Below are 26,110 nucleotides of genomic sequence, written 5' to 3'. Positions count from 1 at the left end.
CCGTGTATTTGTGGCCCCCAGGGCCGTAAATATACGTTCCGGAACCCCCCACCCCGGAGCCCCCACCCCCGAAACCCCAGACCACCCGCACCCGCACAACCAAGGCCCGCAGAAACGAACCGCAAGACCCCCGAGCGCGCGCCGCAAGGCGACCCGTCAGCCCACCCTCACCCCAGCAACTCGTAAGCCGGCAGCGTCAGAAACTCCGCGTAGTCCTCGTCCAGCGAGACCCGCAGCAACAGATCGTGCGCCTCCTGCCAGCGCCCCGCCTCGAACGCCTCCGCGCCGATCTCCTCCCGGATCGCCGCCAGTTCCTCCGCGGCAACCCGCCGCGCAAGCTCCGCCGTGGCCTTCTCACCGTTCTCGAAGACCACCCCCGCATTGATCCACTGCCAGATCTGCGAGCGGGAGATCTCCGCGGTCGCCGCGTCCTCCATCAGGTTGAAGATCGCGACGGCCCCGAGACCGCGCAGCCACGCCTCGATGTACCGGATGCCCACCTGCACGGCGTTGCGCAGGCCCTCGTACGTCGGCCGGGCGTCCAGCGAGGCGACGTCGATGAGCTGCTCGGCCGTCACCCGGACGTCCTCCCGCAGCCGGTCCTTCTGGTTCGGCCGGTCGCCGAGCACCGCGTCGAACGACTCCCGGGCCACCGGCACCAGGTCCGGGTGCGCCACCCAGGAGCCGTCGAAGCCGTCCCCCGCCTCCCGGTCCTTGTCGGCCTTGACCTTCTGGAACGCGACCTTGTTGACCTCGGTGTCCCGGCGGGACGGGATGAACGCGGCCATGCCGCCGATCGCGTGCGCCCCGCGCTTGTGGCAGGTGCGGACCAGCAGTTCGGTGTACGCCCGCATGAACGGCGCCGTCATGGTCACCGCGTTGCGGTCCGGGAGCACGAACCGGGTCCCGCCGTCGCGGAAGTTCTTGACGATGGAGAAGAGGTAGTCCCAGCGGCCCGCGTTGAGCCCGGCGGCGTGGTCGCGCAGCTCGTAGAGGATCTCGTCCATCTCGTACGCGGCGGTGATCGTCTCGATCAGCACGGTCGCCCGGACGGTGCCCTGCGGGATCCCCACGTAGTCCTGGGCGAAGACGAAGATCTCGTTCCAGAGCCGCGCCTCGAGGTGCGACTCGGTCTTCGGGAGGTAGAAGTACGGGCCCTTGCCCAGGTCGATCAGCCGCTGGGCGTTGCGGAAGAAGTAGAGCCCGAAGTCGACCAGGGCGCCGGGCACCGCGCGGCCGTCGACCAGCAGATGGCGCTCGTCCAGGTGCCAGCCGCGGGGGCGCATCACCACGGTGGCGAGCTCCTCGGCGGGCCGCAGGGCGTACGACTTGCCCTCGGGGCTGGTGAAGTCGATCCGGCGCTCGTAGGCGTCGGTCAGGTTGAGCTGGCCGTGGATGACGTTCTCCCAGGTGGGAGCCGAGGCGTCCTCGAAGTCGGCCAGCCAGACCCGGGCGCCCGAATTCAGCGCGTTGATGGTCATCTTGCGGTCCGTCGGCCCGGTGATCTCCACCCGCCGGTCCTCCAGCGCGGCGGGCGCCGGGGCGACCTGCCAGTCGCCCTCGCGGACCCCGGCGGTCTCGGGCAGGAAGTCCAGGCTGCTGGTCCGGGCGATCTCCGCGCGGCGGTCCCGGCGGAGGGCGAGGAGTTCGTCGCGCCGGGGCGTGAACCGGCGGTGGAGCTCGGCCAGGAAGGCGAGCGCCGCATCCGTCAGAACCTCTCCCTGACGCTCCACGGGCTGGGCCTCGACGACGACCGGTGAGGACGGCGCTGCTGCGGACATCGGTGTCACTCCATTCAGCGTGGCGGTGGCCGGACGGCGCGGGCGATGTCCCCCCGGTTGGGGCACGGAGTGCCGCCGGGCCCGGGACGCGTGAACCGACGCCGTCTGGGTGCAGGGTACTTCTGACCAGTGGAGAATAGTTTTCTCATAGTGGAAGTACAAGGTGTGTTGACGTCGAGACATTGATTCGGCCGCCGAACGGCCCCCGAATGGCTCCGGGTGCCACGCCGGTCCGGGAACGGCCCGGACGGACGGGCGGGAGCGGTCTGGGCCCGGGCCGGGGAGCCTCGGTCGAGGGGCCTCAACCGGGGGGGCCTCAACCGAGGGGCCTCAACCGGGGGAACCTCAGCCGAGGAGCCCGAGATCCTCCGGCGTGTCGATGTCGTCCGGCACGGCGATGTCCGCGCAGTCGACCCGGGTGATCTCCCCCTCGTGCTGCCGGAGATACGCCCGCGCACCGCGGTCGCCGATCGCGCTCGCGATCACCGCCGGCCAGCGGTCGGCGCCGATCAGGACGGGGTGGCCGCGCCGCCCGCCGTAGGCCGCGGTCACCAGATCCGAGCGGGAGTGGTGCGCCGCCAGGACGCGGGCCACCGCGTCCGGGCCGATCCCGGGCTGATCCACCAGGGTCACCACCACGGCCTCCGCCGTGCTTCCGGCGAGGGAGGCGAGGCCGGCCCGCAGCGACGACCCCATGCCCTCGGCCCACGCGGGGTTCTCCACCAGGACGCAGCCGGGGAGCCGGGCCCGTGTCCGCACCACGTCGGCGGCCGCGCCCAGCACCACATGTACGGGGCCGCAGCCGGCCTCCCGCAGCACACCGGCGGCGTACTCCACCAGGGGGCGCCCGTGGTGTTCCAGCAGCGCCTTGGGGTGTCCGCCCAGCCGTCGGCCGCCGCCGGCGGCCAGCAGCAGTCCGGCGACGCGCGGATGGGGGCCCGGAACCAACGGGGAGGCAGTCATGTCCCTTGCATACCGCAGTAGATGTTCCGCCTTTCAACCCCATGGGCTGAATTTCGCCCTCCGTGTGGCGCTCGGTGCGGAGAGTGGCGTTAACTGATCCGCGGCCTCTCCCGTCCGGGGGGATGTATCCGGGGCCGACGGCAGCACTCATGAGGGGGCGACATCGGTTGCGAGGCATGGGGACGGTCCGCGGCACGCCGACGGGCACCGCGGCGGTGAAGGGTGCCGTAGCAGTGGAGCACAGACCGCCTGCGGACGGAGGCCAGGACGCGGGTACGGGCGATCCGCGGGTCGCCGAACTGCGCGCGGCCGTGTCCCGGCTCCGCCGTGAACTCGCCGGTCATCCGGCCGACCTCTCCGACCGTGCCGTCGCCGAGGACGAACTCGCCGCACTGGACGCCATGGTGCGCGCCGGTGCGCCGGAGGTGCCCCGGCTGCGGCGCTCCCTGCTGCTCGTCGCCGGCGCCCTGGGCTCGGTGAGCGCGCTCGGTCCCGCCCTGGCCGACATGCGCGAGGTGATCGACGCCTTCGGGGACCTGCCGCGCCAGCGGACGGGCGACTGAACGGCCGTCCCCCGGCCGTCCGTTCGCGTCTGTTCCCGGTCTCTTTTCCCCGGCCTGCCCGCCCGTCGGCCTGCCCGCTCACCGGTCCGCCCGCGGCCGCCGCGCCCTCTGCCGGCGGCTGCCGCGCTTCCGGGGCTTCTCGCCCCCGTCCCCTCCCGTAGCCCGGTCGGCCACGGGATCCGCCGCCCGGCCGATCACAGCCTCCGTAGCCCAGCGCCTTTGTAGCCCGGCGCCTCCGCCGACCACAGCCCCGCCGCCCGGCGGATCCGCGGGCGGAGCCTCCACGCAGGCTCCGCCCCGTGGGCCGTCAGCCGCTCAGGACGGAGCCGAGCCGTTGCCGTTGCCCGTGGCGGTGAGGGCGACCGACAGCGCGGCCGCCACCTCTTGCAGGACGGGCACGATCTTCTCCGTCGCCGCCTCGGTCACCCGCCCGGCCGGTCCCGAGATCGAGATCGCGGCGGCCGTGGGGGAGTCCGGCACGCGGACGGCCAGGCACCGCACGCCGATCTCCTGCTCGTTGTCGTCCACCGCGTAGCCCGCCTCGCGGACCTGGCGGAGCGCGTCGAGGAAGCCCTCCGGTGTGGTGATGGTCTTCTCGGTCGCGGCCGGCATGCCCGTACGGCTCAGCAGCGCCCGCACCTCATCGGGGGCGGCATCCGCCAGCAGCGCCTTGCCGACCCCGGTGGAGTGCGGCAGCACCCGGCGGCCGACCTCGGTGAACATCCGCATCGAGTGCCGTGACGGCACCTGGGCGACGTACACCACCTCGTCGCCGTCGAGCAGCGCCATGTTGGCGGTCTCGCCGGTCTCCTCGACCAGCCGCGCCAGATAGGGCCGCGCCCAGGTGCCGAGCAGCCGGGACGCGCTCTCGCCCAGGCGGATCAGGCGCGGGCCGAGCGCATAGCGGCGGTTGGCCTGCTGGCGGACGTATCCGCAGGCCACCAGGGTGCGCATCAGCCGGTGGATGGTGGGGAGCGGCAGTCCGCTGGTGTGCGAGAGCTCGCTCAGCCCCACTTCGCCGCCGGCGTCGGCCATCCGCTCCAGCAGGTCGAAGGCGCGCTCGAGGGACTGCACCCCGCCCGTGGTCGCGGACTTGGCTGCTGCGGAGGTGCTGTCGCTGGACGGCGGCACGGCGCCCTTCCTTTCGAGATGAAGCGGCTTTCGAGGCGGAACGGCTTGCGGGACGGGACGGCTTGCGGGACGGGACCGCCTTCGAGGCGCATCGCTGTCGAGGCGGACGGCTTCGTGCTGGACGACTTCGGCTGTCGGACGGGCTGTCGGGCGGGCTGTCGGGCGGACTGGCTGGTACGGCAGCCTACCGGCCGTTGCCTGGCTCCACACCGGTCTCGGCACTGCGTTCCCGCCGGTCACGAGCCCTCGCCCCGGCGGGCCGACCCACCCTTCCGGCGGTCCCGTCGGCGCCGTCCGGGCCGCGGCCCCGGCCGGCGGGAAAGTGCCCGGCGAGGTGCGGCGCGTCGGCTGCCGCGGGCGGGGAGGGTCTTGACGGGCCGGTGCGCGGAAGTGAAGACTCCTTCAACAGAAAGTTGAATTTCGCTGCCCGTGGCCGTCCGCCGAGCCCCGGGCGGCGGCCTGCGCATCCCGCGTACCGGGCCCGCCCGCCGGAGCGGGGTCCGCAGCCACAGCGAGCGTGAGGAGGGGCCCTGGTGCCCGAGGTGGAGCTGGTTCTGCGGTCGCGCCGTGTGATCACCCCGGACGGGACGAGGGCCGCTGACGTCACCGTCGCCGACGGCCGGATCGCCGCCGTTCTGCCGTACGACACCATGCCGCCCGCCGGCGCCCGGGTGGAGGACTTCGGTGACGATGTGCTCCTCCCCGGCCTCGTCGACACCCATGTGCATGTGAACGACCCCGGCCGCACCGAGTGGGAGGGCTTCGCCTCCGCCACCCGTGCCGCCGCGGCCGGCGGCGTCACCACGCTCGTCGACATGCCGCTCAACAGCATCCCGCCGACCACCTCGGTCGGCCACCTCGACGTCAAACGGGGGGTGGCGCGGGCCAAGGCCCATGTGGACGTCGGCTTCTGGGGCGGCGCGGTGCCCGGCAACGTCAAGGAGCTGCGGCCGTTGCACGACGCCGGGGTGTTCGGCTTCAAGTGCTTCCTGCTGCACTCCGGCGTCGACGAGTTCCCCCCGCTCGGCCCGGACGAGCTGGAGCGGGCCATGGCGGAGCTCGCGAGCTTCGACGGGCTGCTGATCGTGCACGCCGAGGATCCGCACCTCATCGACGGCGCGCCCCGGCAACCCGGCCCCCGCTACGCCGACTTCCTCGCCTCCCGGCCGCGCGACGCCGAGAACACCGCCATCGACGGGCTCATCCGGCTCGCCCGGCGCACCGGAGCCCGGGTCCACGTCCTCCACCTCTCCTCCGCGGACGCGCTCCCGCTGATCGCCGGCGCCCGGCGCGACGGCGTCCGGATCACCGCCGAGACCTGCCCGCACTTCCTCACCCTCACCGCGGAGGAAGTCCCGGACGGCGCCACCGAGTTCAAGTGCTGTCCGCCCATCCGGGAGGCCGCCAACCAGGACGCGCTGTGGCAGGGGCTGGCCGACGGGTCGATCGACGCGATCGTCTCCGACCACTCGCCCTGCACCCCCGACCTGAAGCGGTTCGACACCGGCGACTTCGCCGAGGCCTGGGGCGGCATCTCCTCGCTCCAGCTGGGGCTGCCCGCGATCTGGACCGCGGCGCGGCAGCGCGGACGCAGCCTGGAGGACGTGGTCCGCTGGATGTGCACCGGCCCCGCCCGGCTGGCGGGACTGCACCACAAGGGCGCCGTCGAGCCCGGCCGGGACGCCGACTTCGCCGTCCTCGCGCCGGACGAGACCTTCACCGTGGACCCGGCGGACCTGCACCACCGCAACCCGGTCACCGCCTACGCGGGACGCACCCTGCACGGTGTCGTGCGCTCCAGCTGGCTGCGCGGCCGGCGGATCGCCGACCACGGCACCGTCACCGAACCCACCGGCCGACTCCTCGAAAGGCAGCGATCCGCATGACCGCCGAACAGCCCGCATCGGCCGCGACGGCCCGTTTCACCGGCGACGCCCGCCCGTACGGCGGCGGCGACCCGTACGCCGACTACCGGACCGCCGACTTCCCCTTCACCCGGCTCACCGACCTCGCCGACCGCCGGCTGGGCGCGAGTGTCATCGCCGCCAACGACGAGTTCTTCGCCGAGCGCGAGAATCTGCTCACCCCTGGTCCCGCCCGCTTCGACCCGGAGCACTTCGGGCACAAGGGCAAGATCATGGACGGCTGGGAGACCCGCCGCAGGCGTGGTGCCGGAGCCGCGCAGCCGCATCCGGTCGACGCGGACCACGACTGGGCCCTGGTACGGCTCGGCGCCCCCGGTGTCATCCACGGCATCGTCGTCGACACCGCCCACTTCCGCGGCAACTACCCGCAGGCGGTGAGCGTCGAGGCCACCGCCGTCCCCGGCACACCCTCGCCCGAGGAACTGCTGGCCCCCGAGGTGACCTGGACCGAACTCGTCCCCCGGACGGCCGTCGGCGGCCACGCGGCGAACGGCTTCCCCGTCGACGCCGGGCAGCGCTTCACCCACCTGCGGGTCAAGCAGCACCCGGACGGCGGCATCGCCCGGCTGCGCGTGCACGGCGAGGTCGCCCCCGACCCGGCCTGGCTCGCCGCGCTCGGCACCTTCGACGTGGTGGCGCTGGAGCACGGCGGCGCGGTGCAGGACGCCTCCGACCGCTTCTACTCGCCGCCCGCCCACACCATCCAGCCGGGGCGCTCCCACCGGATGGACGACGGCTGGGAGACCCGCCGCCGCCGGGACAAGGGCCACGACTGGGTGCGGTACGCGCTCACCGAGCAGGCCCACATCCGGGCGGTCGAGATCGACACGGCGTGTCTGAAGGGCAACGCCGCGGGCTGGGCCGCGGTGTACGCGCTGGACGCCACCACCGGCGGCGACCCGGCGGACCACGAGGCCGCCGGCTGGACCGAACTCCTGCCCCGCACCCGGCTCCAGCCCGACACCCTGCACCGCTTCGTGCTGGAGGGGACGGCACCGGCCGCCACCCATGTGCGGATCGACATCTTCCCCGACGGCGGGATCGCCCGGCTGCGGCTGCACGGCTCGCTGACGGAGGAGGGCGCGGCCCGCCTGGCCGCCCGCCACCGGAAGCTCGGCGGCTGACGGAACAGACCCGGGGCGGCGGAACGGGCCCGGGGTGACGGACAGGCCCGGGGCGGCTGAACGGAGCCTGGCTGACGGACCGGGCTCCCGCTGACGGAACGGCCCCCGGGTGGCGGAACGGACCCCGGGTGACGGGGCCTGCCGCTCGGCGGCGGGCGGCTGTTCCGCGGTCGGCGCCCCGACGGCCCCCCGATGGCCCGCCGGGGCGCCGACCGCTGTCCGTGGCCGTCAACTGACGGCGCTACGGCGTCCCGTCACCGCCGCCCGAGGTGAACAGCCCGGCCGCCGCCCCCGTGACCGGACCCTCCCCGCCGCACCGGGCCCGGGACTCGGCGGCCGCCCAGCTGTAGATGCCCCGGGCCATGAGCGAGGTCTCCGCGTCGGCCCGGGCCGCGTTCACCTCGGCGCGCACGGCGTGCAGCGCGGCGTCGTCGGGCGCGGCCTGGACGGCCATCTCGGCGAAGTGCCCGGCCAGCCGGAGGTCACCGGAGCCGGCGTGCCGCCGCGCCGCCTCCGCCAGGGCGGCCGGCCCGCCGGCCAGCTGCGCGACAGCCGCGGCCAGCCGGGCGTCGGACGCGGGCTTGAGCCGGGCCGGATTGCCGTCGTACCAGCCGCCGTACTGCCTCCACAGGTTGCGGACGACGAACTCCGGCTCGTCGTACCGGGCGCGCAGATACACCCGGTCGGCCAGGTGCGCGGGCGGCTTCACCGCGTGCAGCAGATCGTCCAGCCGGGCGCCGGAGTTGAGACCGTCCAGGGTCTGCTCGACCAGGCTCTCCAGCCACTCGGCGGTCTCGGTGAGCGCCTGCCGGATCCGGTCGGCGCCCAGGACCGGGCAGCCGTGCGAGGGGAGCATGATCTCCGCCCCCAGCGCCGCCATCCGGCGCAGCGCGACGGCCCACTCGCGCGGGTAGCGCTGTACCTTCTGCGGGTTGCCGCAGTTGGGCGTCAGCCAGATGAAGAGGTCGCCCGGGCAGAGGATCCGGTGCTCGGGAATCCAGGCCACGGTCGCGTCGTCGGTCTCGCCCAGGGCGTGGAACAGCTCGAAGGTCAGCTCGCCGCGGGTGAGCGTCATCGCCTCCCGATAGGTCACGTCGGGACGCCGGTACGCGGTCGGCCAGGTCAGCTCCGGCACCTGGAACTGGCGCCGGTTGATGACCGCGTTGTAGCCGTTGGTCAGCGCATAGCGGTCGAACCGGTCGCCGATCCTCTCCTGGGCGATCACGGTGGGCCGCGGCCCGTCCTCGGCGTCGAACGGCTCCATGCCGAAGACGTGGTCGATGTGCCCGTGCGAGAAGATCGCGGTGGACACCCGGTCGGGGCTCCAGCCCCGCACCGCGTCGTACAGCCCGGCCGCGCCGAGCGGATTGCCGGTGTCGAAGAGCACGGTCTCCCCCGCGCTCCGGAAGGCGATGGTGCTGCCGAACGCCGGGTACCAGCCGACCCCTTCGGTGACGTCGATCATTCCGGTGTCCGCGGGGCCGGTGTGGGCGATGCTGTCGTCGACGGACCCGATCCAGACCCGTTCGGCATAGGCGGCGAGGTCGAAGGTCATGGCCCCACCCTCCGGCCGCGTACGGACCCCGGCAACCACCTGCCGGAACACCCCGCACGGCTTAGGGTTGTGAGATGTCACAACCCGCCGAGCAGAGCGTGCGGGACCGGGCGCGACGGCTGGCCGTCCGCCTCGAACCGCAGGTCAACGAACTCGCCCGGACCATCGTGGAACGCCTGCGGACGGAGATCCCCGGATTCGACCGGCTCCCCGGTGACATGCGCGACGTGGAGATCGCGGCCACCGCCCGGCAGGCCGTCCGCGATTTCCTGCGCTATGCGCGGGACGGGCCGGACGCCGTCGCCCTCCCCGGCGCGGAGCCCGGGAAGCAGGGGCCAGGGGGACGGCCGGACGGGACGGCAGGGTCCGGGAGGCCGGATCCACGGGGGCGGCCGGGCGGGGCGGCGGGGTCAGGGAAGCCGGATCCACCGGGACGGCCGGGCGGGGCGGCGGAGTCCGCGAATCCGGATCCCTGGGGACGGCCGGACGGCGCCGCCGGGAGCGTGCTCTTCCGTGAACGGGCGGCCCAGCGAGCCGAGGAGGGCATTCCGCTCACCGCCCTGCTCCGCTCGTACCACGTCGGCTCCGCGGTGCTCATGGACGCCCTGGAAGCGGCGGCCGGGCCCGGCGACGAGGCGGCGCTGCTGCTCCTCGCCCGGTGGCAGGTCACCGGTCTGGGAGCCGCCGTGGAGCAGGTGACGGAGGGCTATCTGACGGGGCTGGCGGACCAGCGCTCCGCCGCGCGCGACCTCGCCCGGGCCCTCGTCCACGGTGACGACGCCGAGACGGTGGCGGCCCGTCACGGCCTCACCCTCGCGCCCGGCTATCTCATCCTCAGCGTCCGCCCGGCTCCGGCCGGCCCCCGCTCGGTCCCCGGGCGCCGGCTGCTCCGGCAGGTGCTGGGGCTGCTGCCGACGCCGGCCGACGGGCAGGTGCTCTCCCTCCCCGACGACCACGGCGGCTGTCTGCTGCTCCCCGCAGGCACCTCCTGCGACGGTCTGGCCGGCCGGCTGACCGCCCGGCTGCCGGAACCTCCCGTGGTGGGCGCGGCGTTCGCGGACGGCCCGTCCGGTGTCCCGGCCGCCGCGGAACAGGCCCGCCGCATCGCCGGACTCGTCACCGAACCGGGCGTCCACCGGCTCCGGGACGTTCTCCTCGACTACCACCTCGCCCGGCCGGCGGACAGTGCGGCGGCGCTCACCGCCCTCCTCGAACCGCTGGACGGCCACCCGGGTCTGACGGACACGGTGCGGGCGTTCCTCGACGGCGACTCGGACCGGCGGCGCACCGCCGAGCGCCTCGGTGTGCACCCCAACACCGTCGACAACCGGCTGACCCGGGCCCTCGAACTGACCGGTGTCGACCCGCGCACGACGCGGGGCGTGCAGCTCTTCGGCGCCGCGCTCACCCTCCGCCGCCTCGCGGACCGGGCGGACGGCGAGGGCCCCAACTCCCCGACCAGGAGCGCCGGGTGACGACGGAGGCGACGGTCGGACGTCACCGGCGCGGCGGGAACGGCGTCCGGTGAGCCGATCGATTCCACCGGCCCCACGCTTCCGTCCTCCCGCCCCGGGAGCGCCGGTTCAGCGCTCCCGCTCCGGAACGCCGTCGGGCCGCAGAAAGCGCTGGATGATCAGCCGCAGGGTGGGGAGCTGATCGGCCGGGCGGAACGACGGGTCGGTGGCGGCGCTGGTGTAGAGGGCGGCGATGAGCGCCATGACCCACGCGGCCGTGTCGTCCGGGTCCAGGCCGGGGTCGATCAGGCCGGCCGCGGCGGCGTTCCGCAGCAGAGTGGTGACGGTGCGCCGCTCCTCGTCGTTGTCCCGGCTCAGCAGCGCTTCGAGCTCGGGGTCCCGGTGCGCCTGGATCAGCGCCTCCATGACGAGGGCGGGGACCAGCGGCTCCGTGGCCGGGGCGGCGAGCAGGTCCACAGTGGCGAGGAGCGCGGTCCACGGGTCATCGGCCGCGCGGGCGGCGGCGAGCCGCTCGGCCTTGGTCACCCCGTCCCGCTCGTCGTCCTCGAAGACTGCGTGGAAGATCGCGCGCTTGGTGGGGAAGTAGTGGAAGACGTTGCCCGCACTCATGCCGGCGGCCCGGCAGATCTCCGCCGTGGTGGTGCGCTCGAAGCCCTTGGCGGCGAAGAGTCCGGTGGCGGCGCCGACGATCTGCCGGCGCCGTGCGCGGTGTCTGGCCGGGTCGACTGTCCTCATGCGGGGCTTCCTTCGGTTGCTTCCCGGCGCCTTGCGGCCCTCGATCCGTCGTCAATTATAGACCGAGCGCTCGGTCTATGATTCAGGGAACGTTGGCGATGAGGGGGAAACATGGTCATGCGCAGGAAGCCCGAGCGGGACCCGCAGGGCGGACGGATCACCGTGCTCGGCGCGCCCGGCTGGCGCAGCGTGCTGCTCTGTGCCGGTCTGGTGCTCGCGGGGGCGGGCGTCGGCTGGCTCGTCGGCCTCCTGGCCGACTGGGTGCTGACGCTGCCGTGGGTGCCGATGCAGGGGCCGGTCCGGCTCGTGGGCTCCGTCCCCGTTGCGGTGCTGTCCGCCGTGGGGGCGGTGGCGGGGCTCGCCCTCGGACTGGTCGTCCAGCACGAGCAGTTGGTGATCCGGCTCTCGGACGAGTGCGTCGAGCTCACCCGCAAGGGGCGCGAGCAGACGTTCCCGCGGGACGCCGTCGCCGCGGTGTTCCGGGACGGCAAGCAGCTGGTGCTGCTCGGCCACGCGGGCGGCGAACTCACCCGGCAGGAGTGCGATCTGGATGCCGGCCGGGTCGCCGCCGCCTTCACCGGGCACGGCTACGGGTGGGTGGACGCGGATCCGCACCGGGCCGAGTTCCGCCGCTGGGTCCCGGACACGCCGGGGCTCCCCGAGGGGGCGAACGCCCTGCTCACGGCCCGTCAGAAGACGCTGGAGAAGAACGGCTCCTCCGACGACGACGTCCGGGAGCTCCGTGAGGAACTGGCCCGGCTCGGCGTCGTGGTGCGGGACGAGAAGCGCCGTCAGTACTGGAGGACGGTCCGCGAGGCGGGCCCGGCCGCGGGCTGACGTCCGGATGCCGCCCCGTGGGCCCCGGGTGGGGCCGGTGCGCTGCCTGCCGTCAATGGGGTGCGCGGACCGGTCCCGAGGGGCCGCCACGCGGTGCGCGGACCGGTCCCGAAGGGCCACTTCGCGGGGCGCGGACCGGTCCCGAAGGGCCGCTACGCGGTGAGCGGGCCGGCTCCGAGGGACCGCGCGACACGGAACCCGACGTCGTCGACCCGGAACGTCGGGTGGCTGCGGCGGCGCACGGAGGCCCGGCAGCTCCACTGCTCGTCGAACCAGCCGCCGCCGCGCAGCACCCGGTAGCTGCCGTAGACCTCGGCGTCGTAGAGGTCCCAGCACCACTCCCAGACGTTGCCGAGCATGTCGTACAGACCCCACGGATTGGGTTGCTTGCCGCGCACGTCGCGGATCCGTCCGTCCGAGGTGACGCGGTACCAGGCGATGTCGTCGAGGGGGCCGTAGCGCGGTCCGGTCGTCCCGGCGCGGCAGGCGTGCTCCCACTCGGCCTCGGTCGGCAGCCGGTAGCCGTCGGCGGCCCGGTCCCAGACGACGTCTCCGCCGTCGGCGTGCACCTGGTAGGCGGGGGTGAACCCGTCGCGCCGCGACAGGGCGTTGCAGAACCTGACCGCGTCCTGCCAGGAGACTCCCTCGACCGGCGGCCCGCCCGCGTCGTCGGGGGCGGCCGACCCGTCGGTGATCCGGGTATGGAGCGCCCGAGTGACGGGGACGGCCCCCAGCAGGTAGGGCGCGACGTCGACGGGCCAACTGCGCTGCGTCCGCCGGTCCGACAGGGTCACCCGCCCCGGCGGGACGGAGATCATGTCACTTCCGGTACCCGTGCCCGTGTCCATGTTCATGGGCAGGTGATCCTATCGGCAGCGGTTCACGGGTGATCGGGTGCCGGGGGCGCCATCCTGCGGCTGGGCGGACGCCTGACGTGGCTGTTCGGGGCCGTGCATGTGGGTGACGTGTCGCTGAACGGCCCTGACGTCGAACGGTGTTGCATGGCGGTAAACGGATGTTCACAAAGGCTCTCCAACTGTCCCCATTCTGTGAACTCCCCGAAAACTTCCCTCACTTGGCGTTGACATGACATCCTCTACGCGCGTCATCCTGAGGTATGCGAATCCCCCCACGTATTGTCAGGATCGGCGCCCTCGGCGCCCTCGCCTCGACCCTCTTCATCGGTGGCCCGGCCGTTGTCGCCTCGGCCTCCGCCACGCCCGGCACGACGGCCACGCACTCCGTCGCCCCGGCCCACGTCGCCTCCGCGGTCTCCGCGAAGGAGCTCGGGGCGCAGGAGGTCGGCGACATCTGCTACTCGAAGCTGCCCGACGAGGCCCACACCACCCTGAAGCTCATCGACAAGGGCGGCCCGTTCCCGTACCCGAAGGACGGCACCGTCTTCTCCAACCGGGAGGGCGAACTGCCCGACCAGAGCGGCGACTACTACCACGAGTACACGGTGGAGACCCCCGGCTCCCCGGACCGCGGTGCCCGGCGCATCGTCACCGGTGAGGCCAAGCAGGAGGACTACTACACCGCCGACCACTACAGCTCGTTCGACAAGGTGAAGTTCGACTGCTGAGTCGTCGGCCGCTGCTGAATCGTCGACTGCTCAGCGGCCCCGGCCGCTGAGCGCGGTACGACCGGGAGCCGTACGCCCTCCCCACAGGGCGTACGGCTCCCGTATGTTGTGGCCTCGCAGGGCAGGCAGGGCAGGCAGGGCAGGCAGGGCAGGCAGAGAGCAGGCAGGGCAGGGCAGCCGGGAGCCGCCCGTGGCCCCGCGCTCATCTCGACGCCCGGGCCGCTATGCGGTCCGCGGCCACCATCACCACCCCGCCCAGCACGATCAGGGCGACCTCGGCGTGGACCTCGTACCCGTCGAAGAACTCCAGCGCGCGCACGACGCCCGGCGGATCGAACCACCCGGTCCAGGCATGGACGAGTCCGATGACACCCCACAGGGCCAGGGTGAACCCCACTGCTTCGAGCACCTTCTTCATACGGCGATGCTCGCCCGCCACCCACCGCCCCCGCATCGGCCGTGAGTCGGCGTTGCGATCGCCGGAGGAGTATCCGCCCGGTGCCGGGCCGTGACGAAAGTCGGTGGTCCGCAATCTTTGGTCGAAACCTCCGCCGAGGGCCGGAAACGGCGGGAAGGGCGACAGTAGATTGCCGTCCATGGGCGGACAGGAGAGGGGGACGACAGTGACGAGGGCGCATGACTACCCGTGGCTGCTGCCGTCCGCCGTGGCCGGCGCCGAGCCGGAGGAGGACCGGGGCCACCGCACTGTCCGTGACTGGGCCGTCGACGTCCTCTGCTGCTTCACCGTGGTGGCCTTCGGGCTCCTGGTGTTCGACGACCTGAGCGACGACCCCGGGGTGCCGGACGGCGTGCTGGTCGCCGATCTGGTCCTGGGGCTGCTGTCGTGTGCCGGGCTCTGGTTGCGCCGACGGCATCCGGCCTGGCTCGCCGCCGTGCTGGTGTCCCTGGCCGCCGTCACCCCGTGCGCCGCGGGGCCGGCGCTGGTCGCGCTCTTCACCGTCGCCGTGCACCGGCCCTTCCGGACCGTCGCCGCCATCGGCGTGTCGGCCCTGGTCGCGGTGCCCGTCGGCGCACTGGTGCGCCCCGATCCCGAACTCGCCTTCGGCGTCTCGACCGTGACCAGTGCGGTGGTGCTGTTCGCGGTGATCGGCTGGGGGATGTTCGTCCGCTCGCGCCGACAGCTCGTCCTCTCGCTGCGGGAGCGGGCCCGCCGGGCCGAGAGCGAGGCCGCGCTGCGCGCCGAGAAGGCGCAGCGGCTGGCGCGCGAGGCGATGGCCCGGGAGATGCACGATGTCCTCGCCCACCGGCTGTCGTTGCTGAGCGTGCACGCGGGCGCCCTGGAGTTCCGCCCCGACGCACCGCCCGAGGAAGTGGCCCGCGCGGCCGGGGTCATCCGCAGCAGCGCGCACCAGGCCCTCCAGGACCTGCGCGAGGTGATCGGGGTGCTGCGGGCACCCGTCGGCGGAGTGTGGCCCGGCCCGGGGGAGGGCGGCGCGGCGGCGCCGTGGACCGCGGCGGTGCAGCAGGTCACCGGGGAGGACGAACGGCCGCAGCCCGGCCTCGGCCAACTCCCGCGCCTGCTCGGGGAGTCCCGGCAGGCGGGACTCCGGGTGACGGTGGTCGACCGGATCCGGGAAAACGGCTCCGTCCCGGACGGCATGGGCCGCACGGCCTACCGGATCGCCCAGGAGGGGCTGACCAACGTCCGCAAGCACGCCCCGGGCGCCGAGGCCACGGTGACGCTGGACGGCGCTCCGGGCACGGGCCTCGTCATCGAGATACACAATCCGCTGCACACCGGCGGGGACGGCCCGCCGGCGATCCCCGGGGCGGGCCAGGGGCTCATCGGCCTGGCGGAGCGGGCGGCCCTGGCCGGGGGACGGCTCGACCACGGCCCGGTGGCCACCGGGCACTTCCGCCTTCACGCCTGGCTACCGTGGCCCGTATGAACTCTTCCGCAGCAGAGTCGGGTGCCGACGCGCGTGCCGGGACCGGTGCCCGCGCCGGGACCGGTGCCGGTGCCCGTGCCGGGACCGGTGCCGGTGCCCGTGCCGGGACCGGCACCGGGAACCGGACCGCCGGCTCCCCGGACGTCCCGGCGGTGGGACCGTTATCGGGCCCCGCGCAGAGGCCTGCCCAGGACCTGCCTGCTCACGACCGGCCTGCTCAAGACAGGCCTGCTCAAGACAGGCCGGACAGGCCCGCCCTGGCCGGGGCGGACCAGGACCGGCAGGCCCGCAACAGCACCGGAGGCGACCGGCCCGGACCGGCCCGAGGGCCCGTGGTGTCGCCCGACGGTCCCGCCTCCGCCGGCGCGCCGATCCGGGTGCTCCTCGTCGACGACGACGCGCTCGTCCGCGCCGGGCTGCGGATGATGCTGGGCGGGGTGCCCGACCTCGACATCGTGGGGGAGGCCGCCGATGGCAGCGAAGTCCAGCCGCTCGTAAGCCGGTTGGCACCGGACGTCGTGCTGATGGACATCCGGATGCCGACCGTGGACGGCCTGGCGGCGACCGAGGCGCTGCGGCGGTCCGGACAGGGGCCGGAGGTGGTGGTGCTGACGACGTTCCACGCGGATGAACAGGTCCTGCGCGCCCTGCGGGCCGGGGCGGCCGGGTTCCTGCTCAAGGACACCCCGCCGGCCGAGATCGTGGCGGCCGTACGGCGGGTGGCCGCGGGGGAGCCGGTGCTGTCGCCCGCGGTGACCCAGCAGCTCATCTCGCACGTGGCCGGCTCGGGCCGGGACGGCCGCCGGACGCGGGCCCGCGAGCTGCTCGACCGGCTGAACGACCGGGAGCGCGAGGTGGCCCTCGCGGTTGGGCAGGGCCGGTCGAACGCCGAGATCGCGGCCGGACTCCACATGGGCGTGGCGACGGTCAAGGCCCATGTGTCCCGCACCCTGACCAAACTCGACCTCAACAACCGGGTGCAGATCGCCCTGGTGGCCCATGACGCGGGGCTCCTGGACGGCGAAGGCTGAACCGGGCGGGCCGCCGAGCCGGGCACCCCCCAAGAGCCCGTCCGCCTCCCTGCCCGTGTCCGCCTCCCCGCTCGTCCACCTCCCTGCCCGTCCGCCTCCCCGCTCGTCCACTGCAGTGCTTGCTCACCGCCGTGCTTGTTCCCGGCCCGGCCCGGGCCTCGCCACTGCCCGGGCCTCGCCACTGCTCGGGCCGGGCGACCGCCGAACCGGAGGACTTTCCGGTCGCCTCCCGCCGCCCCGGACGGCCACGTGGCGCCCGGGCGCCCCGGGACGGCCCTCCGGCGGCCGGCGGTGCCGGGCGGGCCCCCGTCCCGGCACGCTCGGGCAGGCTCACCGTTTCCCTGCCGCGCCCGGCACGTCCCCCGTACTGCCCCATGTGCCAACTTGCCGCCCCGGCGCAGGGCATGTCGGCGCCGCCCGGTACGGTTCCGGTCAGAAGCGACGTACGGCTGCCAGGGGGAGGCAAGGGTGACAATCAGCCATGTGCCGCACGCCGGCTCCGCCCTGCTGAGCGGTCCGGAAGCGGAAGGTCCGTTCAGGGCCCCCGGCCGGCCCGCCCGCGCCCGGTCCGCCGCTGCGCGCAGGCGCCCGTGCGCTCACCGCCGGGCCCGCCGCCCGCTCCGACGCTGAACCGCCGGACGGTTCCGTAGCAGCTGTCTGCATCACGACCCGTCTGCAATCACGACCCTTCTGCATCACGACCTGTGTGCATCACCATCCCGTCTGCATCACCACCCGTGAGCGTCACCACCGTGTGCGCCGCACGACCGAGAAAGGCGGCTGACCGCCGTGTACCGCTGGGAGATCACCCGCGCCGCCCTGGCGCAGCGCGTCTTCGCCATCGTCCGGACCGAGAGCTACGACCAGGCGGCCGCCACCGCCGACACCCTCATCTCCGGCGGCATCAGCAGCCTGGAGATATCGCTCAACACGCCCTTCGCGCTGGAGGTCGTCACCACGCTCACCCGGGAGGTCGGCGACGACGCGCTGATCGGGGCGGGCACGGTCCTCGACGCCCAGACCGCCCGCATGGCCATCGACGCCGGCGCCCGGTTCCTGGTGTCCCCGGGGCTGGACGAGGAGGTCATCCGCACCGGCCACCGGTACGGCATCCCGGTCTTCCCCGGTGTCGCCAGTCCGTCCGAGATGATGCGCGCCCTGGAGCTGGGCGCCGACGCCCTCAACCTGTTTCCGGCCTCCGGGCACGATCCCCGCTGGCTGCGGGACGTCCGGGCCGAACTCCCGCAGGCGCCACTGCTCCCCACCGGCGGGGTGAGTGTGGAGAGCGCGCCGGAGTGGATCGCGGCGGGAGCGGCGGCCTGCGGGCTGGGGTCCGCGCTGTCCGAGGGCGACCGGACGGCGGTCGCCAAGCGCGCGGCCGACCTGCTGGCCCGCCTGGCCGACGCGGCTCCGGGCCCCGACGCGGAGTAGGCCGCGCCGCGTTCGGCCGACGCGGAGACGGCCGTCGCGTCCCCGGTCGTCCCCGGCGCGTGGGGGATCGGCCGGATTACGACCCCCCGCCGCGTGATTCGACACCTAGCGTGGTGATCAGTGACGGAGAAGAAGGGGGAGAACGTGACGACGGACGCTCCGGTCGATCTCGCCGCACTCGGCGAGGACTTCACCCGGGACCCGTATCCGGTCTATGCCGAGCTGCGGTCCCGCGGCCCCGTGCACCGGATCCGGATGCCCGAGGGCGCCGACGCCTGGCTGGTCGTCGGCTATGCGGAGAGCCGTGCGGCACTGGCCGACGCCAGACTGTCCAAGCACTGGACGAACGCCTCGCGGGCCCTGAACTTCTCCCGCTTCCCCACCGGCGCCCACATGCTCAACTCCGACGCACCCGTGCACACCCGGCTGCGGAAGCTGGTCGCCAAGGAGTTCACGCCGCGGCGGGTCGAGGCGCTGGCACCGGGCGTCCAGCGGATCACCGACGACCTGCTGGACGCGATGCTGGCCGAGCCGTCCGGCCGCGCCGACCTGGTCGACTCGCTCTCCTTCCCGCTGCCGATCTCCGTCATCTGCGAGCTGCTCGGGGTGCCCTTCCTGGACCGCGAGGAGTTCCGCCGCTTCTCCAACGACGCGCTGTCCTCCACCGACCGCGCCCGCAGCGAGGAGGCCGCGACGCAGGCCTTCCACTACCTCACCGACCTGCTGGCGCGGAAGCGCGAGCAGCCCGGTGACGACCTGCTGAGCGCGCTGATCCGCACCACCGACGAGAACGGCGACCGGCTCTCGCCCGACGAACTGCTCGGCACCGTCTGGCTGCTGCTCGTCGCCGGCCACGAGACCACCGTCAACCTCATCTCCAACGGCGTGCTGGCGCTGCTCCGCCACCCGGACCAACTGGCCGCGCTCCGGGCCGACTACTCGCTGCTGGAGAACGCGGTCGAGGAGATGCTGCGGTACGACGGGCCGGTCGAGACCCCGACGTACCGGTTCACCACCGAACCGCTGGACATCGGCGGCACCGTGATCCCCGGTGGCGGCGAACTCGTCCTCGTCGCCCTCGCCGACGCCGACCGTGACCCGGCGCGGTTCCCGGACGCGGAGCGGTTCGACATCCGCCGCGACGCACGGGGGCATGTCGCCTTCGGCCACGGCATCCACTACTGCCTGGGCGCGCCGCTGGCCCGGCTGGAGGCCCGCATCGCGATCCGTTCGCTGCTGGACCGCTGCCCGCGCCTGGAGCTGGACGCCCACCCGGCGGCACTGACCTGGCGGCAGGGGCTGCTGATCCGGGGGCCGCACCGGCTGCCGGTCCGGTTCTGACGGCCCGACTCCGACGGCCCGGTTCTGACGGTCCAGTCCATTTGTCCGGACAATCGAACTTCACGACTTCCCGTCATCTGTCCGGGCCACTACGCTCGCCCCGTGGCGAAACAGCCGGATCCGACGGGGTCTCTCCAGCTCAGCGTGGACCGCAGCAGTCCGGTCCCGCTCTATTTCCAGCTCTCCCAGCAGCTCGAGGCGGCGATCGAGAAGGGCCGGCTCGCCCCGGGCAGCCTGCTGGGCAATGAGATCGAACTCGCCGGGCGGCTCGGCCTCTCCCGGCCCACCGTCCGCCAGGCGATCCAGTCGCTGGTCGACAAGGGCCTGCTGGTGCGCCGCAGAGGCGTCGGGACCCAGGTCGTGCACAGCCAGGTCAAGCGCCCGCTCGAACTGAGCAGCCTCTACGACGACCTGGAAGCGGCCGGTCAGCGCCCCGCCACGCGCGTGCTGCGGAACACCGTCGAAGCCGCGGGCGCCGAGGTCGCCGCCGCCCTCGGGGTGCCCGAGGGGTCCGAGGTGGTCCTCGTCGAGCGGCTGCGGCTGGCCCACGGCGAGCCCATGGCCCACCTGCGCAATCACCTTCCGGCCGGGCTGCTCGACCTGGACACCGTGCGCCTGGAGTCGACCGGCCTGTACCGGCTCATGCGGGAGGCGGGCATCACCCTGCACAGCGCCCGGCAGGCGGTCGGCGCCCGCGCGGCCACCGCCGACGAGGGCGAGCAGCTGGGGGAGCCCGAGGGGGCGCCGCTGCTCACCATGGAGCGCACGACCTTCGACGACACCGGCCGGGCGGTCGAGTTCGGCTCGCACACCTACCGCGCCTCCCGCTACGCCTTCGAGTTCCAGCTGCTCGTCCGCCCCTGAGGCGGCCCGGGGCCGTTCCCGGACCGGTGACAGCGTCCGTGCCCCGGCACCACTCGCCCCGGCACCACTCGCCCCGGCACCACTCGCCATGGCGGGCGCCACCCGCCCCGGCACCCTCGCCTTGGCACCACCCGCTCCGGAACCATCCGCTTCGGAACCACCCGCCCAGCGCCACCACCCCAGCACCACCCGCCCGGCGCCACTCACCCCGCCGCCACCCGCCTCGACAGCACCCCCCCCCCAACGCCCCCGGCTCGGTGTCCCCGGCCCGGGCCGCCGCTGTGCCCGTGAGGTCGTCCCCCCTCTCGGCCCGTGAGGTCGTCCACCCTCGGCCGCAGGGCCGGGGCGCCCGGCCGCACCGCCTCCCCCGGGCCCGATATCTCCCGCCCCGCACCCTCTGTCCACCCAGGAAACCCGCCCGCGTAAGAATGTTCGGACAAAGTATTGACGCCCTGTGGCGGCCGCCGTTAGAACTCCACCAGTCGCACTCGGGCGGCTCAGGAGGGAAGGCGGACCCACCATGGCGCGCAGACCCGGAGTCCGGACGGCGGCTGTCCGCGGTGCCCGGTTCCCCACCGCCGCCGTCAGGCCTTCGGAGGCTCCCCGCCCGGCGGACCCGGCGCCGCGGCACCCGAGGAAACCGGCACGAACAGGGGTGACCGATACTTGGGCGGCCGGGACCGGATCCGCACGGCCCGGCCGCCCCGAGGAGCACGCACCACAGCACAAGCAGCAGCACAGGCAGCAGGCCGAGCAGCACATCGGGCAGCACATCGGGATCGGGCAGCACAACAGGCAGGACGACGGACAGGACGGCAGGCAGGACGACGAGCGGCGCGGTGGCCGGCGGGTGGGGCCCGCGGCGGCGTCCCGCCGTACGGTCGTCGGTCGGGGAGCCGGCACGGCTCACACAGTCAGGTCACAGCGAGAGAGGCATGTCTTCGTGGCAACGGTTCGGACAGGGGTACGCGCGACAGGTGCCGTGCTGGCGGCGGTGCTCGGCGCGACCCTCGTGGGGTGCAGCAGTACGGGCGGCAAGCGCGCGGAGGAGCGTGCGGCGCAGGCCACCGAGGGGCGCGCGGCGGTGAACACCCCCCGCTGGACCTTCGCCATGGTCACCCACTCGGGAGACGGCGACACCTTCTGGGACATCGTGCAGAACGGTGCCCAGCAGGCGGCGGCCAAGGACAACATCAAGTTCCTCTACTCGCACCACAAGGAGGGGCAGCAGCAGGCCCAGCTCGTCCAGGCGGCCATCGACCAGAAGGTGGACGGCCTGATCGTCAGCCTGGCCAAGCCGGACGCCATGAAGGACGTCGTCACCAAGGCCGTGAAGGCCGGCATCCCCGTGGTGACCGTCAACTCCGGCTCCGCCGAGTCCAAGAAGTTCGGCGCGCTCTCCCACATAGGCCAGGACGAGACCATCGCCGGAGAGGCGGTCGGCGAGGAGCTCAACAAGCGCGGCCGCAAGAAGGCCCTCTGCGTGCTGCACGAGCAGGGCAACGTGGGTCACGAACAGCGCTGCGACGGGACCCGCAAGACCTTCGACGGCGAGCTGAAGAACCTCTACGTCGAGGGCACCAACATGCCCGAGGTCCAGTCCTCCATCGAGGCGAAGCTCCAGGCCGACCAGGACATCGACGCCGTCGTCACCCTCGGCGCGCCGTTCGCGGACACCGCCGTCAAGGCCAAGGAGCAGGCGGGCAGCAAGGCCGAGATCGACACCTTCGACCTCAACGCCAAGGTCGCCCAGTCCCTCAAGGACGACGACCTCGGCTTCGCCGTCGACCAGCAGCCCTACCTCCAGGGCTACGAGGCCGTGGACCTGCTCTGGCTCAAGAAGTACAACGCCGACGTCCTCGGCGGCGGAAAGCCGGTGCTCACCGGCCCGGAGATCATCCACAAGAAGGACGCCTCGGCCCTGGAGCGCTACACGAAGCGGGGGACCCGATGACAGCCCTGGCCGACACCCCCGCCGCCACCGACGAGCGGCTGCTGGAGACCTCGCTGCTGCGCCGGCTGATGGGCCGGCCCGAGCTGGGCGCGGTCGTCGGAGCCGTCGCGGTCTTCCTCTTCTTCTCGGTCGCCGCGGAGAGCTTCCTGCGGGCCCCCAGCCTGAGCACCGTCCTCTACGCCTCGTCCACGTTCGGGATCATGGCGGTGCCGGTGGCCCTGCTGATGATCGGCGGGGAGTTCGACCTCTCCACCGGCGTCATGGTCACCTCGTCCGCGCTGATCTCCTCGATGTTCAGCTACCAGATGACCGCCAACGTCTGGGTCGGCGTCGGAGTGTCCCTGCTGGTCACGCTGGCGATCGGCTTCTTCAACGGCGTCATGCTGGTCCGGACGAAACTGCCCAGCTTCATCATCACGCTCGGCACCTTCCTGATGCTGATCGGCCTCAATCTGGGCTTCACCAAGCTCATCAGCGGCACCGTCTCCACCAAGACGATCGGCGACATGGAGGGCTTCCCCTCCGCCAAGGCCGTCTTCGCCTCCCACCTGACCGTGGGCGAGGTCGACGTGCAGATCACCGTCCTGTGGTGGTTCGCGCTGGTCGCGGTGGCCACCTGGATCCTGCTGCGCACCCACGTCGGCAACTGGATCTTCGCCGCCGGCGGGGGCGCCGACGCCGCTCGCGCGGTCGGTGTCCCGGTCGGCCGCACCAAGGTCGGCCTGTACATGGCGGTGGCCCTGTGCGCCTGGATCTCCGGGCAGCACCTGCTGTTCTCGTACGACGTGGTGCAGTCCGGCGAGGGCATCGGCAACGAGTTCCTGTACATCATCGCGGCCGTCATCGGCGGCTGTCTGATGACCGGCGGCTACGGCTCGGCCATCGGCTCGGCCTTCGGCGCCTTCATCTTCGGGATGACCAACAAGGGCATCGTCTACGCCAACTGGAACCCGGACTGGTTCAAGTTCTTCCTCGGCGGCATGCTCCTCCTCGCCACCCTGCTCAACGCCTGGGTCCGCAAGCGGGCGGAGGCCACCAAGTGAGCGCCCGAGCGAGCGAGGCCGGCGAGGCCGCCCCGACGCACGACACCGAGCGAGGAGGCACGGTGACAGCCCTGGTCGAGCTCACCGAGGTGAGCAAGTTCTACGGCAACATCAAGGCCCTCCAGGACGTCTCCCTGGAGGTCCACGCCGGCGAGATCACCTGCGTCCTCGGCGACAACGGGGCCGGCAAGTCCACCCTGATCAAGATCATCGCGGGGCTGCACCGGCACGACGCCGGCACCCTCGCCGTCGACGGCGAGGCGACCTCCCTCACCTCGCCGCGGGACGCCCTGGACCGCGGCATCGCCACCGTCTACCAGGATCTGGCCGTGGTGCCCCTGATGCCGGTCTGGCGGAACTTCTTCCTCGGCTCCGAGCCCACCAAGGGCAAGGGCCCCTTCCGCCGCCTCGACGTGCGGACGATGCGCGAGACCACCCGCGGCGCCCTGCTCCGGATGGGCATCGACCTGCGCGACGTCGACCAGCCCATCGGCACCCTCTCGGGCGGCGAGCGGCAGTGCGTGGCCATCGCCCGGGCCGTGCACTTCGGCGCCAAGGTGCTGGTGCTCGACGAGCCCACGGCCGCCCTCGGCGTGAAGCAGTCCGGCGTCGTCCTGAAATATGTGGCGGCCGCCCGTGACGCCGGTCTCGGAGTGGTTCTGATCACCCACAACCCGCACCACGCCTACCTCGTCGGGGACCGCTTCGTGCTGCTCAAGCGGGGCGCGATGGCCGGCAGCCACACCAAGGACAAGATCACCCTGGATGAGCTCACCCGCCAGATGGCCGGCGGCTCCGAGCTGGAGGAACTCAGCCACGAACTGGAGCGGGCGCCCGTCCCGGACCACCTCGCGGCCACCGCCGACAAGGCCTGACCCGGCGGCGCCGACGGAAGGAGCAAACCGGGACAGATCCCCTCGTATGTGTGCGCCCGTCCCGGTGTGGCCATGGGGCCCCGGGCCTCCCCTCCGGAGGCCCCGGACCCGTGCCCCCTGGCACAATCACCAGCAGCACCGAACGACCGCACACGAACCAAGGGACGAGATGAGCACGTACCGCGAGCTCGCGCACCGCGGCTCGGCCAGGGCCACCGTCCTCCGCACCGTCGGGACGCGCGAGCGCCGCTCCCACCTGAGCGCCCCGCGGGTCCCGACCGTCGGTATCGACATCGGGGGCACCAAGGTGGCCGCCGGAGTCGTCGACGCCGACGGCAACGTCCTCGAGAAGCTGCGCACCGAGACCCCGGACAAGTCCAAGAGCCCCCAGGTCGTCGAGGACACCATCGTCGAGCTGGTCCTCGACCTCTCCGACCGGCACGACGTCCACGCGGTGGGCATCGGCGCCGCCGGCTGGGTCGACGCCGACCGCTCCCGGGTGCTGTTCGCCCCCCACCTCTCCTGGCGCGACGAGCCGCTGCGCGACGCCCTCGCCGCCCGCCTCGCCGTCCCCGTGATGGTCGACAACGACGCCAACACCGCCGCCTGGGCCGAGTGGCGCTTCGGCGCCGGACGCGGCGAGGACAACCTCGTCATGATCACCCTCGGCACCGGCATCGGCGGCGCCATCCTGGAGGACGGCAAGGTCAAGCGGGGCCGCTACGGCGTCGCGGGCGAGTTCGGCCACATGCAGGTCGTCCCCGGCGGACACCGCTGCCCCTGCGGCAACCGCGGCTGCTGGGAGCAGTACAGCTCCGGGAACGCCCTGGTCCGCGAGGCCCGCGAGCTCGCCGCCGCCGACTCGCCGGTCGCCTACAACATCATCGAGCAGGTCGGCGGGCACATCGGGGACATCACCGGCCCGCTCATCACCGACCTGGCCCGGCAGGGCGACGCCATGTGCGTGGAGCTGCTCCAGGACATCGGCCAGTGGCTCGGCGTCGGCATCGCCAACCTCGCCGCCGCCCTCGACCCGTCCTGCTTCGTGGTCGGCGGCGGCGTCAGCGCCGCGGACGACCTGCTCATCGGCCCGGCCCGGGAGTCCTTCCGCCGCCACCTCACCGGCCGCGGCTACCGCCCCGAGGCCCGGATCGTGAAGGCGCAGCTCGGCAACGAGGCGGGCCTCGTCGGCGCCGCCGACCTCGCCCGGCTCGTCGCCCGCCGCTTCCGCCGTGCCAACCGACGCCGCGTGGAGCGGTACGAACGCTACGAGCGCTATGCACAGAGCCTCCGAGGGAGCCGAGGATGACGTCCGCCGAGCGACCCGCCGTCCCGCGGCAGACCCCGCCGGCCGGCAGCGACGGCCCGGCCGGGGCGACCCCGCTGGGCACCGGCCCCAGCCTGCGCCGCCGGATCGTCACCCTGCTGATCGTGGTGCTGCTCGTCGGCATTCCCGCGGGCTATCTCGTGGTCTCCGCCCAGCAGAGCCGGGAGAGCGGCAAGGACAAGGAGGGCAAGGCTGCGGCCACCGGCCTCACCGAGGGCTGGCCGTCCAAGGTCACCCGCCGCATCTACGACGTGCCGATCCAGCCGTACTCCGCCCAGGTCGCCTTCTACGAGAGCAACTCGTGGAAGGTCAGCAAGCTGTACGTGCAGTTCGTCACGTCCGACGACGGCCTGGAGCGCTTCCTGCGCACCATCGGCTCCAGCCGCGAGGAGCTGAAGGGCGGCCGCGTCACCATCGGCACCAAGGACGCCGCGACCGTCGGCTGGAACCTCGGCGCCGGGAAGGACTGGGCGGGCACCCGCCACAACCAGCCCCAGCCGCAGCCCCAGCAGGACATCACCGTCGACCTCCGCAACAAGGCGCACCCCAAGGTGTACGTGGTCTCCACCGTGACGCCCTGACGCCGCTCGGGACCGCGACGCCCTGACCGGGTCCGGACGCCGGGGCTGTTCCGCCCCCGCTCCGGAGGCGCGGCGGCCG

Annotated in this window: 23 protein-coding genes; 16 read left to right on the top strand and 7 right to left on the bottom strand. The window is 73.3% G+C overall.

Annotated elements, in window-relative coordinates:
- Positions 1–167 precede the first annotated feature (167 nt).
- Positions 168–1,781 carry a malate synthase A gene (gene aceB, locus ABT112_RS05545; protein ID WP_351505849.1) on the bottom strand — a complete coding sequence of 538 codons (1,614 nt, stop codon included), beginning with the start codon at positions 1,779–1,781 and terminating at the stop codon, positions 168–170.
- A 345-nt stretch (positions 1,782–2,126) separates the two neighbouring features.
- On the bottom strand, positions 2,127–2,744 hold the full coding sequence (locus ABT112_RS05540) for a nucleotidyltransferase family protein (protein WP_351505847.1): 618 nt from the start codon (positions 2,742–2,744) through the stop codon (positions 2,127–2,129).
- Positions 2,745–2,977: 233 nt separating this feature from the next.
- Between ABT112_RS05540 and ABT112_RS05535 the strand changes: the two genes are divergently transcribed.
- A complete protein-coding gene (locus ABT112_RS05535; RefSeq protein ID WP_351505845.1) occupies positions 2,978–3,307 on the top strand; it encodes a DUF5955 family protein in 330 nt (109 codons plus the stop codon).
- 315 nt (positions 3,308–3,622) lie between these two features.
- Here ABT112_RS05535 and ABT112_RS05530 read toward each other — a convergent pair whose 3' ends face one another.
- Positions 3,623–4,438: an IclR family transcriptional regulator gene (locus tag ABT112_RS05530; protein WP_351505843.1), complete on the bottom strand. Its 816-nt coding sequence runs from the start codon at positions 4,436–4,438 to the stop codon at positions 3,623–3,625.
- Between the two features lie 533 nt (positions 4,439–4,971).
- Between ABT112_RS05530 and allB the strand changes: the two genes are divergently transcribed.
- On the top strand, positions 4,972–6,324 hold the full coding sequence (gene allB, locus ABT112_RS05525) for an allantoinase AllB (RefSeq protein WP_351505842.1): 1,353 nt from the start codon (positions 4,972–4,974) through the stop codon (positions 6,322–6,324).
- Positions 6,321–7,487 (top strand): allantoicase, encoded by a 1,167-nt coding sequence (gene alc / locus ABT112_RS05520; protein WP_351505840.1) that lies wholly within the window; start codon positions 6,321–6,323, stop codon positions 7,485–7,487. Before allB ends, alc begins: the two co-directional genes overlap by 4 nt.
- 241 nt (positions 7,488–7,728) lie before the next feature.
- Here the strand turns inward: alc and ABT112_RS05515 are convergent, their stop codons facing one another.
- Complete coding sequence (locus tag ABT112_RS05515; RefSeq protein WP_351505838.1) at positions 7,729–9,042, bottom strand: alkyl sulfatase dimerization domain-containing protein; 1,314 nt, start codon at positions 9,040–9,042, stop codon at positions 7,729–7,731.
- A 74-nt stretch (positions 9,043–9,116) separates the two neighbouring features.
- Between ABT112_RS05515 and ABT112_RS05510 the strand changes: the two genes are divergently transcribed.
- On the top strand, positions 9,117–10,517 hold the full coding sequence (locus tag ABT112_RS05510; protein ID WP_351505836.1) for a PucR family transcriptional regulator: 1,401 nt from the start codon (positions 9,117–9,119) through the stop codon (positions 10,515–10,517).
- A 108-nt stretch (positions 10,518–10,625) separates the two neighbouring features.
- Here the strand turns inward: ABT112_RS05510 and ABT112_RS05505 are convergent, their stop codons facing one another.
- Positions 10,626–11,252: a TetR/AcrR family transcriptional regulator gene (locus ABT112_RS05505; protein ID WP_351505835.1), complete on the bottom strand. Its 627-nt coding sequence runs from the start codon at positions 11,250–11,252 to the stop codon at positions 10,626–10,628.
- A gap of 117 nt (positions 11,253–11,369) precedes the next feature.
- On the opposite strand from ABT112_RS05505, the gene ABT112_RS05500 reads away from it, so the two are divergent.
- Positions 11,370–12,089 carry a YqeB family protein gene (locus tag ABT112_RS05500; protein WP_351505833.1) on the top strand — a complete coding sequence of 240 codons (720 nt, stop codon included), beginning with the start codon at positions 11,370–11,372 and terminating at the stop codon, positions 12,087–12,089.
- Positions 12,090–12,241: 152 nt separating this feature from the next.
- On the opposite strand, the gene ABT112_RS05495 is transcribed toward ABT112_RS05500, so the two are convergent.
- On the bottom strand, positions 12,242–12,937 hold the full coding sequence (locus ABT112_RS05495; RefSeq protein WP_351505876.1) for a formylglycine-generating enzyme family protein: 696 nt from the start codon (positions 12,935–12,937) through the stop codon (positions 12,242–12,244).
- 269 nt (positions 12,938–13,206) lie between these two features.
- On the opposite strand from ABT112_RS05495, the gene ABT112_RS05490 reads away from it, so the two are divergent.
- A complete protein-coding gene (locus ABT112_RS05490) occupies positions 13,207–13,674 on the top strand; it encodes a guanyl-specific ribonuclease (protein WP_351505831.1) in 468 nt (155 codons plus the stop codon).
- Positions 13,675–13,876: 202 nt separating this feature from the next.
- Here the strand turns inward: ABT112_RS05490 and ABT112_RS05485 are convergent, their stop codons facing one another.
- Positions 13,877–14,092, bottom strand: a complete 216-nt coding sequence (locus ABT112_RS05485) for a hypothetical protein (RefSeq protein WP_351505830.1) — start codon at positions 14,090–14,092, stop codon at positions 13,877–13,879.
- A gap of 205 nt (positions 14,093–14,297) precedes the next feature.
- Here ABT112_RS05485 and ABT112_RS05480 point away from each other — a divergent pair, with 205 nt between their 5' ends.
- The 10 genes from ABT112_RS05480 (at position 14,298) to ABT112_RS05435 (ending at position 26,031) form a co-directional block, all read left to right on the top strand.
- Complete coding sequence (locus tag ABT112_RS05480; RefSeq protein ID WP_351505828.1) at positions 14,298–15,584, top strand: histidine kinase; 1,287 nt, start codon at positions 14,298–14,300, stop codon at positions 15,582–15,584.
- A gap of 422 nt (positions 15,585–16,006) precedes the next feature.
- Positions 16,007–16,615 (top strand): response regulator, encoded by a 609-nt coding sequence (locus tag ABT112_RS05475; protein WP_502975247.1) that lies wholly within the window; start codon positions 16,007–16,009, stop codon positions 16,613–16,615.
- A 789-nt stretch (positions 16,616–17,404) separates the two neighbouring features.
- Entirely contained in the window at positions 17,405–18,046 is a 642-nt protein-coding gene (locus ABT112_RS05470; protein WP_351505824.1) for a bifunctional 4-hydroxy-2-oxoglutarate aldolase/2-dehydro-3-deoxy-phosphogluconate aldolase, read from the top strand.
- Between the two features lie 144 nt (positions 18,047–18,190).
- Positions 18,191–19,387: a cytochrome P450 family protein gene (locus ABT112_RS05465; RefSeq protein WP_351505874.1), complete on the top strand. Its 1,197-nt coding sequence runs from the start codon at positions 18,191–18,193 to the stop codon at positions 19,385–19,387.
- 144 nt (positions 19,388–19,531) lie between these two features.
- Complete coding sequence (locus ABT112_RS05460; protein WP_351505872.1) at positions 19,532–20,251, top strand: GntR family transcriptional regulator; 720 nt, start codon at positions 19,532–19,534, stop codon at positions 20,249–20,251.
- A gap of 943 nt (positions 20,252–21,194) precedes the next feature.
- Positions 21,195–22,205 carry a sugar ABC transporter substrate-binding protein gene (locus tag ABT112_RS05455; protein ID WP_351505822.1) on the top strand — a complete coding sequence of 337 codons (1,011 nt, stop codon included), beginning with the start codon at positions 21,195–21,197 and terminating at the stop codon, positions 22,203–22,205.
- Positions 22,202–23,248 (top strand): ABC transporter permease, encoded by a 1,047-nt coding sequence (locus ABT112_RS05450; RefSeq protein ID WP_351505820.1) that lies wholly within the window; start codon positions 22,202–22,204, stop codon positions 23,246–23,248. Before ABT112_RS05455 ends, ABT112_RS05450 begins: the two co-directional genes overlap by 4 nt.
- A 62-nt stretch (positions 23,249–23,310) precedes the next feature.
- Positions 23,311–24,123: an ATP-binding cassette domain-containing protein gene (locus ABT112_RS05445; protein ID WP_351505870.1), complete on the top strand. Its 813-nt coding sequence runs from the start codon at positions 23,311–23,313 to the stop codon at positions 24,121–24,123.
- Between the two features lie 169 nt (positions 24,124–24,292).
- Complete coding sequence (locus tag ABT112_RS05440; protein WP_351505818.1) at positions 24,293–25,432, top strand: ROK family glucokinase; 1,140 nt, start codon at positions 24,293–24,295, stop codon at positions 25,430–25,432.
- Positions 25,429–26,031, top strand: a complete 603-nt coding sequence (locus ABT112_RS05435; RefSeq protein WP_351505816.1) for a hypothetical protein — start codon at positions 25,429–25,431, stop codon at positions 26,029–26,031. The genes ABT112_RS05440 and ABT112_RS05435 overlap by 4 nt, the downstream gene beginning before the upstream one ends.
- The last annotated feature ends 79 nt before the right edge of the window (positions 26,032–26,110 follow it).

Source organism: Streptomyces sp. NPDC002055 (assembly GCF_040296705.1).
Taxonomy (GTDB): Bacteria; Actinomycetota; Actinomycetes; order Streptomycetales; family Streptomycetaceae; genus Streptomyces.
The sequence above is the reverse complement of the archived record's forward strand: the minus strand, read 5'-3'. Positions and strand labels throughout refer to the sequence as shown.

What these genes read in the sequence shown, in the direction of transcription:
- ABT112_RS05515 (WP_351505838.1), bottom strand. Translation starts at nt 9,042, where the DNA reads ATGACCTTCGACCTCGCCGCCTATGCCGAACGGGTCTGGATCGGGTCC.
- ABT112_RS05510 (WP_351505836.1), top strand. Translation starts at nt 9,117, where the DNA reads ATGTCACAACCCGCCGAGCAGAGCGTGCGGGACCGGGCGCGACGGCTG.
- ABT112_RS05540 (WP_351505847.1), bottom strand. Translation starts at nt 2,744, where the DNA reads ATGACTGCCTCCCCGTTGGTTCCGGGCCCCCATCCGCGCGTCGCCGGA.
- ABT112_RS05490 (WP_351505831.1), top strand. Translation starts at nt 13,207, where the DNA reads ATGCGAATCCCCCCACGTATTGTCAGGATCGGCGCCCTCGGCGCCCTC.
- ABT112_RS05500 (WP_351505833.1), top strand. Translation starts at nt 11,370, where the DNA reads ATGCGCAGGAAGCCCGAGCGGGACCCGCAGGGCGGACGGATCACCGTG.
- ABT112_RS05475 (WP_502975247.1), top strand. Translation starts at nt 16,007, where the DNA reads ATGATGCTGGGCGGGGTGCCCGACCTCGACATCGTGGGGGAGGCCGCC.
- ABT112_RS05505 (WP_351505835.1), bottom strand. Translation starts at nt 11,252, where the DNA reads ATGAGGACAGTCGACCCGGCCAGACACCGCGCACGGCGCCGGCAGATC.
- alc (WP_351505840.1), top strand. Translation starts at nt 6,321, where the DNA reads ATGACCGCCGAACAGCCCGCATCGGCCGCGACGGCCCGTTTCACCGGC.
- ABT112_RS05485 (WP_351505830.1), bottom strand. Translation starts at nt 14,092, where the DNA reads ATGAAGAAGGTGCTCGAAGCAGTGGGGTTCACCCTGGCCCTGTGGGGT.
- ABT112_RS05495 (WP_351505876.1), bottom strand. Translation starts at nt 12,937, where the DNA reads ATGGACACGGGCACGGGTACCGGAAGTGACATGATCTCCGTCCCGCCG.
- ABT112_RS05435 (WP_351505816.1), top strand. Translation starts at nt 25,429, where the DNA reads ATGACGTCCGCCGAGCGACCCGCCGTCCCGCGGCAGACCCCGCCGGCC.
- aceB (WP_351505849.1), bottom strand. Translation starts at nt 1,781, where the DNA reads ATGTCCGCAGCAGCGCCGTCCTCACCGGTCGTCGTCGAGGCCCAGCCC.
- ABT112_RS05440 (WP_351505818.1), top strand. Translation starts at nt 24,293, where the DNA reads ATGAGCACGTACCGCGAGCTCGCGCACCGCGGCTCGGCCAGGGCCACC.
- ABT112_RS05450 (WP_351505820.1), top strand. Translation starts at nt 22,202, where the DNA reads ATGACAGCCCTGGCCGACACCCCCGCCGCCACCGACGAGCGGCTGCTG.